This window comes from Candidatus Aminicenantes bacterium (assembly GCA_026393855.1).
Taxonomy (GTDB): domain Bacteria; phylum Acidobacteriota; class Aminicenantia; order Aminicenantales; family UBA4085; genus UBA4085.
The window spans coordinates 52,709-58,708 of record JAPKZJ010000075.1 but is presented as its reverse complement, the minus strand read 5'-3'; the positions used below and the strand labels follow the sequence as shown (position 1 = coordinate 58,708).

3 protein-coding genes are annotated in these 6,000 nt (G+C 64.2%); 2 read left to right on the top strand and 1 reads right to left on the bottom strand.

Annotated features, from left to right (window positions below; genetic code table 11):
- Positions 1–2,081: carbohydrate binding family 9 domain-containing protein (locus NTZ26_09340; GenBank protein ID MCX6560708.1), on the bottom strand; the 2,081-nt coding region annotated here is incomplete at its 3' end.
- A gap of 130 nt (positions 2,082–2,211) precedes the next feature.
- Between NTZ26_09340 and NTZ26_09335 the strand changes: the two genes are divergently transcribed.
- Together NTZ26_09335 and NTZ26_09330 are read left to right on the top strand one after the other, a co-directional pair.
- Entirely contained in the window at positions 2,212–4,845 is a 2,634-nt protein-coding gene (locus tag NTZ26_09335) for a hypothetical protein (protein ID MCX6560707.1), read from the top strand.
- Between the two features lie 132 nt (positions 4,846–4,977).
- Positions 4,978–5,541, top strand: coding sequence for a sigma-70 family RNA polymerase sigma factor (locus tag NTZ26_09330; protein ID MCX6560706.1), 564 nt, complete (start codon positions 4,978–4,980; stop codon positions 5,539–5,541).
- Positions 5,542–6,000: the final 459 nt, after the last annotated feature.

Genomic DNA, 6,000 nt, shown 5'->3' with positions numbered 1-6,000 from the left:
AGGTAGATCTCGTTGCCGGGCGAGATGCGCCAGCGCAGGCGCGAGCTCCAGCCGAGCTGGCGGGAGATGTCGTCGTACTGGATGTAGTTCATCAGCCCCAGGTCGGGCGAGAGGAAGACGTCGGCCTTGAGCTGGTAGACGTTCTCGTCGAAATTGCCCTGCGGCAGGCGTCCGCGGACCATGTCGGTGTCGAAGGACAGGCTGGCGAAGCCGTCGAGCTTGACGCTGACGCCCAGGCGGATGTCGTCGTAATGGCCGGAGTAGAACTGGCCGAAGGTCCAGGTGCCGGTGAAGGACACGGGCCGGTGAGCGGCCGTGGTGGCGCCCAGGCTGAAGCTGGTGAAGTCGTAGCCGCCGGAGGGCAGGACGACCCCCTTGGCCACCTCGAAGTTGTACGGCAGGACGTCCCGGGTCGAGTTGATGTTGAAGCTGATCATCTCGCCGCTCTCGGTCCGGAAGCTCATGGGCGACAGGCTCAACCGGCGCGTCTCCAGAACGCTGCTGAGATCCCAGTAATAGTCGGCGCTGGCGCTGAAGTAGAACTGGCGGACCCAGGCGTCGAGGAAGCCGCCGGTCGGACGCGGCTGGAAGGAGACCATGGCGAAGGCCGTCTGGATGGCCGGGCGCATCATGTAGCCGAGGCCGGGGTCGAGGGACTCGCCGTAGTAGGCGTAGGTGGTCTGGACGTTCCACAGATCGTTGGGGTAGTCGGCCCGGAAGCCGAAGCCGTGGTGCCGGCCCTCGACATGCTCGTTCCAGTTGTAAACCCCCCAGGCCGCCAGCATGATGTTCTTATTGCCCAGGAACTTGGAGGACGAATAGTTGAAGTCCATCCCGGCCAGGGAGTTCTTGCCGCCGGTCTGGCTGCCGTTGGTGAAGATCAGGCCGACCTTGCTCTGGGCGAAGATGTTCTTGGTCACCCGGGCCGCCAGCAGGTTCCGGCTGGCGAGGTCGTCGGTAGAGCCGGTCTGGACGTCGAGCACCGAGAGGTTGAAGTCGCCGACCTTGCCGTAGAGCTTGGAACCGAACAGCAGGGGCACCGGCTCGCCGTTGACCAGACCGACGGTGCGGCTGAAGAATGGGGTGAAGCTGACGCTGGAGCTGAAGCTGAAGTTCTCCGAGCCCTCCAGGAAGAACATGCGCTTTTCCGGGAAGAACATCGGGAAGCGGGTCAGGTTGATGCGCCGCTCGTCCGCCTCGGTCTCGGCGAAGTCCATGTTGACCGAGGCGACACCGACGAGGTTGGGGGTGAAGCTCTTGTAGACGTCGAGGCCGATGTCGGCCGTGGCTTCGGCGGCCGTTCCGGCGGCATGGTCCTTGTCCAGCCCGGCCAGAGCGTAGGGCCGGATGGTCAGGCCGCTGCCTTGCCGGATGTTCTCGATCCCCTCCAGGGCGGCCGCCTCGTTGGGGTTGCTGAAATTGCTGTCCCGGGTCAGGCCCGACATCCGGATCGTCTCCTGCTTGCGCGGGATGTAGCGCTCGACGTTGATTCCCCAGACCGTCAGGCCCGGCTTGAACGAGATGGTCTTGAAGGGGATGCGGAGCTCGGCGCTCCAGCCTTCCCCGTCGACGGCGGCGTCGCCTTCCCAGATGCCGTCCCAGTTCAGGCTGGTGCTGCCGGCATAGACCAGGCCCTCGCCGCGGGCGCCCTTGGGATTGACGAAGAAGACGTAGGCGGTGCGCTTGTCCTGAAAGGGGTCCAACAGGACGCGGACGAGGTCGTTGGTCGGGTTGCTGGGGCCGTGGCCATAGCCGTAGCCCGAGCTCGAGGACGTTCCATAGCTGTCATGGGCCATGGTGTTGGCCGTGATCCGGCCCGGCTCGCGGTCGCGGCAGATGATGCCGATATAGATGTTGGCGTCGTCGTAGACGACCCGCACTTCGGTCCGTTCCGTGGGGGCCTGGCCGGGGGTCGGTTCGACCATCCGGAACTCCGTGAAGGCGGTGGCCGCCTGCCAAGCGGCGTCGTCCAGCTTGCCGTCGATCTTGGGACCGAGCGGGACGCGGACGGCCTTGATCTGGGCCGTCCCCATTCCCGCGAGCAGGATCAGGGCGAATAGGATGAGAGAGGCTTTTCTCATAGTGATTTCTTACAGCTCCGTAGAATGAGTCGAAAAAACGGATAAGTCCGACATGATACCCGGTTATGGGGCGGAATTCAATCTGGAAACCGTCCGTGCAACCGAATAGAATGGGGCCAGGGGAGCAGCCATGAACAAAACGACTCGAACCGGGACTTCGAAGAGGCGCCCGACCGTCCATCTCATCTGCAACTCCCACCTCGACCCGGTCTGGCAGTGGCGCTGGGAAGAGGGGGCGTCGGAGGCTTTAGCCACGTTCCGGATTGCGGCCGAGATCCTGGCCGAGCATCCCGATCTCATCTTCTGCCATAACGAAGCCGTCCTCTACCGGTGGATCGAGCGGCTCGATCCCGCTCTCTTCGGTACGATCCGGCGCCTGGTCAAGGCCGGCCGCTGGGCCATCGCCGGCGGCTGGTATCTCCAGCCCGATGCCAACCTGCCTGGGATCGAGTCCGTCGTCCGCCAGATCGCCGAAGGCCGCGAATTCTTCCGCGACCGCTTCGGCGTCCTCCCGCGCGTCGCCTACAACTTCGATTCCTTCGGCCATGGCGCGGGCTTGCCCCAAGTGCTTCGACAGGCCGGCTACCGGATGTATATCCACATGCGGCCGCAGGCGCACGAGTTGAGCCTCCCCTCCGACCTCTTCCGCTGGCGCGGCGCCGACGGCTCGGAGATCCTGGCTTATCGGATCGCAGTCGGGCTCTACCATACCGAATACGACAACATCGAGGAGCGCCTGGCCAAGGGCGTCGAACTGGCCCTTGAGCTTGGCCGCGACGTGCCGGTCTTTTGGGGCCTCGGCGACCATGGGGGGGGGCCGACCCGCCGCGATCTGGCCCGGATCGACGTCTTTCGGGCCACGGAGGGCCTGGCCCGAATCATCCACAGCACCCCCGATCGGTTTTATGCGGCCGTCGCGGCGGCCGGGCGCGAAGCTCCCGTCGTGACCGGCGACCTGCAGCGCTGCTTCACCGGCGGCTACACCTCGTTGTCGCGGCTGAAGCGGCGGGCCCAATCCAATCTCGGCCTTCTTGTCCAGACCGAAGTCCTGCGGTCGGCGGCCTGGTGGAGGAACGGGCTGGATTATCCCGCGGATAAGCTGGCCGGCGCCTGGCGGGCTCATCTGTTCAACGACTTCCATGACATTCTTCCGGGAAGCTGCGTCGAGCCGGCCGAACGCGACGCCCTCGACCTCTACGGCAAGTCCGAAGCGGAGGCGCGTTGCCTGCGACTTGAGGCGGCGGCGGCGTTCGCCCGAAGTCGAGAGTCAGCGGCCGAAATCCCGCTGACCATCCTCAACGCCAATCCGGCCCTGGCCCGGGTGCCGGTCGAAGCCGAGTTCATGATCGAGCATCGCCCCAAGTGGACCGGGGTCTGGGATTCGCGCCTGTTCGACGGCGCCGGGCGCGAAGTCGTCTGCCAGGAGGAACAGCCCGAAGCGCTGCTGCCGTTCAACGGCTGGCGGAGAAAAATCGCCTTTATGGCCCATCTCCCCGGCGTCGGCCCGGCTTTCTACGAGGTCCGTCCGGTCGAAGAGCCGGCTCCCGCGCCGCTTCGTCCGGAGCGATCGGGCGAGGTTTGGCTCTTTCGTGCGCCCCGCTGGACGTCCGTCGATTCGGCCGGGTCCGTCCGGCCGTGGACGCGGGAGCAAGGGCTTTGGCTCGGATGCCATCGGCGGACGGGCCGGACGGCATTTCTGAAAACGGATGCTGTCGGCATGCTGGCCGGGCCTCTGCCCAAGCTGCTTGTAGTCGAGGACGACGGCGATTCGTGGGGCACGGATCGTTGGAGCTATAGCCGGGTCGTGGGGGAGTTCAAGCCGTCCGCCACGGCCAGGATCGTGGAGCGCGGCCCCGTCCGGACGATCGTCGAGATGAAGGCCTCCTTCAAATCCAGCCGCATCGTCCAGCAGGCGATCTTCTATCCATCCTGGCCGGTCGTGGAGATCCGCCTGCGGGTGCATTGGAACGAAGCGAAAACGCGTCTGAAGCTGGGGTTCCCGACCGAGTTCCGGGCCGCGGATGGAATCCTGTGCGAAGTCCCCGGCGGTGCGATCACCCGGCCGGCCGACGGACAAGAATATGTCCATGGCCGGTGGTGTTTGGCCGAGGGCGTTGCGGACTGTTCCCGAGCGGCGTTCGGGATCGCCCACATCGGTCTCCACGGGTTCGATTTCAAGTCAGGGGAGGTCCGGTTGTCGGCGCTGCGGGGTTCCGCCTATTGCCACGAGCAGGGCTTCAAGCTGAGGCCGGAACGGCCTTACAAGTTTGCCGACCAAGGCGTGCACGAGATCCGGCTGGCGGTAACCGCGGGCTCTCCCGAGGAGGTCAGGCGGATTCTGCCGGGACTGGCCGACTGGTTATCCGCCCCGCCCGCCGTCTATGCCCATCTGCCGTTCGGGCAGGCGACCGCCGGCAGGGCATCCAAGCCGAACGGGAGCGCCGTTACGGCCGTTTCGGAGGGGCTCGGATCGTGGGAGGGACATTCGAACGGCGAAGTTACGAACGCGGCGATGATCACGATTTCGCCACCCAATATCCGGCTCCTGGCCTGCAGGCGCTCCGAGGACGGAAAGGCGCTCATCATTCGGGTTCAGGAATCGGCCGGCCGGAAAACCAAGGCGCGATTGTCCGTGGCGCCCCCGACCGGGAAGCACTCCGGCCCGATCGAGATCGAGACTGCGTTCTCACCCTTCGAGATCAAGACCTTTCGAGTGGGCCGAAGCGGGCGCTGGCGGATCGTGGATTTGATCAAAGAACGATAGTTTCCTTCCAAGTCTCCGACCAACTTATCGACGGGCGGAGGACTTTGATAAGGATTCTCGGTCAGCCCGGCGTGCGGCGAGAGAGAATCCGATGGAATAAACCGCCCGCATGATCGTTAATCAAATGAGCGGATGAGAACCGAACGTCCTTTAATCGAGGCTGGGGGCTCCGATCGTGCTTTTCTGGCCAAAGAGCTTGCGACGCGGCGGGAGCAGATTTTCTTGATCTGTCTCGGCTACACCCGGAATCCTGTCGAGGCCGAGGAACTGGCCCAGGACGTCTCTTGCCGCGCTTGGGAGAGAGCCGGATCTTTCTACGACATCGAACACTTAGGCCGTTGGCTCATCGTCCTGACCCGCAACCGATGCCGGGAGCATTTTCGAACGGCGCGTCTGCGCGGGCTTCTCCTGAACCGGAATCGACCTGAGACAACCGAGATGGAGACTCCCGAGGACTTAATTGTCCGCACCGAGATGGTGCAGTCCGTCAAGTCTGCGGTTTCCCGGTTGCCCGAGAAGCTTCGGTCCGTTCTGGTCCTGCGGGAATACGGGGAGCTTTCTTATCGGGAGATCGCGGAAGTCCTTGATCTGGACTTGGGAACAGTCATGTCGCGGCTGAGCCGGGCGCGGGGGATCGTTCTCCGTTTAGCGAGACTTGTCTCCATAGGAAGGGAATATGAACCGAATCCAAGATGAGGAACAGTGGGCTCTGGGCCGGGATGCGATCGAGCACGAAAAGGCGGCGGCTCGGGCCTGGCTCGCAAGGAGGGACGGACCCGTTGCGCCCATAGCCCACGCGCGGAAGCCGAGGTTTTGGGTCTGGCGGCGAATAAGATGGATCACGGTGACCTGCACCGTGCTCGTCCTTGCGGCCGTTCTCTTGGTGAGATGGGAAGGTGCATCCCGTCCGCCTAAGGGCGTGGGGCCCACATCCGTTTTCCTCAGGGCCTTTGAAGACGCCCGGGCGGAAGGCCCGGCGTTGGAACCAGAGGATATTCATTTCAAGCCTGCCGGGATGACGGATTTCGCCTGGTCGATTCAGCAAGTGCTTTGTCGGACCCACTTGGCCGACGAGACGTCCGGCGCTCTGGCGTCTCTGATCGAGAACGCGTTGCTTAAAACGCGGGCCAAGGAAAAGCCCTGGCGAGAACCGGT

What these genes read in the sequence shown, in the direction of transcription:
- NTZ26_09335 (MCX6560707.1), top strand. Translation starts at nt 2,212, where the DNA reads ATGAACAAAACGACTCGAACCGGGACTTCGAAGAGGCGCCCGACCGTC.
- NTZ26_09330 (MCX6560706.1), top strand. Translation starts at nt 4,978, where the DNA reads ATGAGAACCGAACGTCCTTTAATCGAGGCTGGGGGCTCCGATCGTGCT.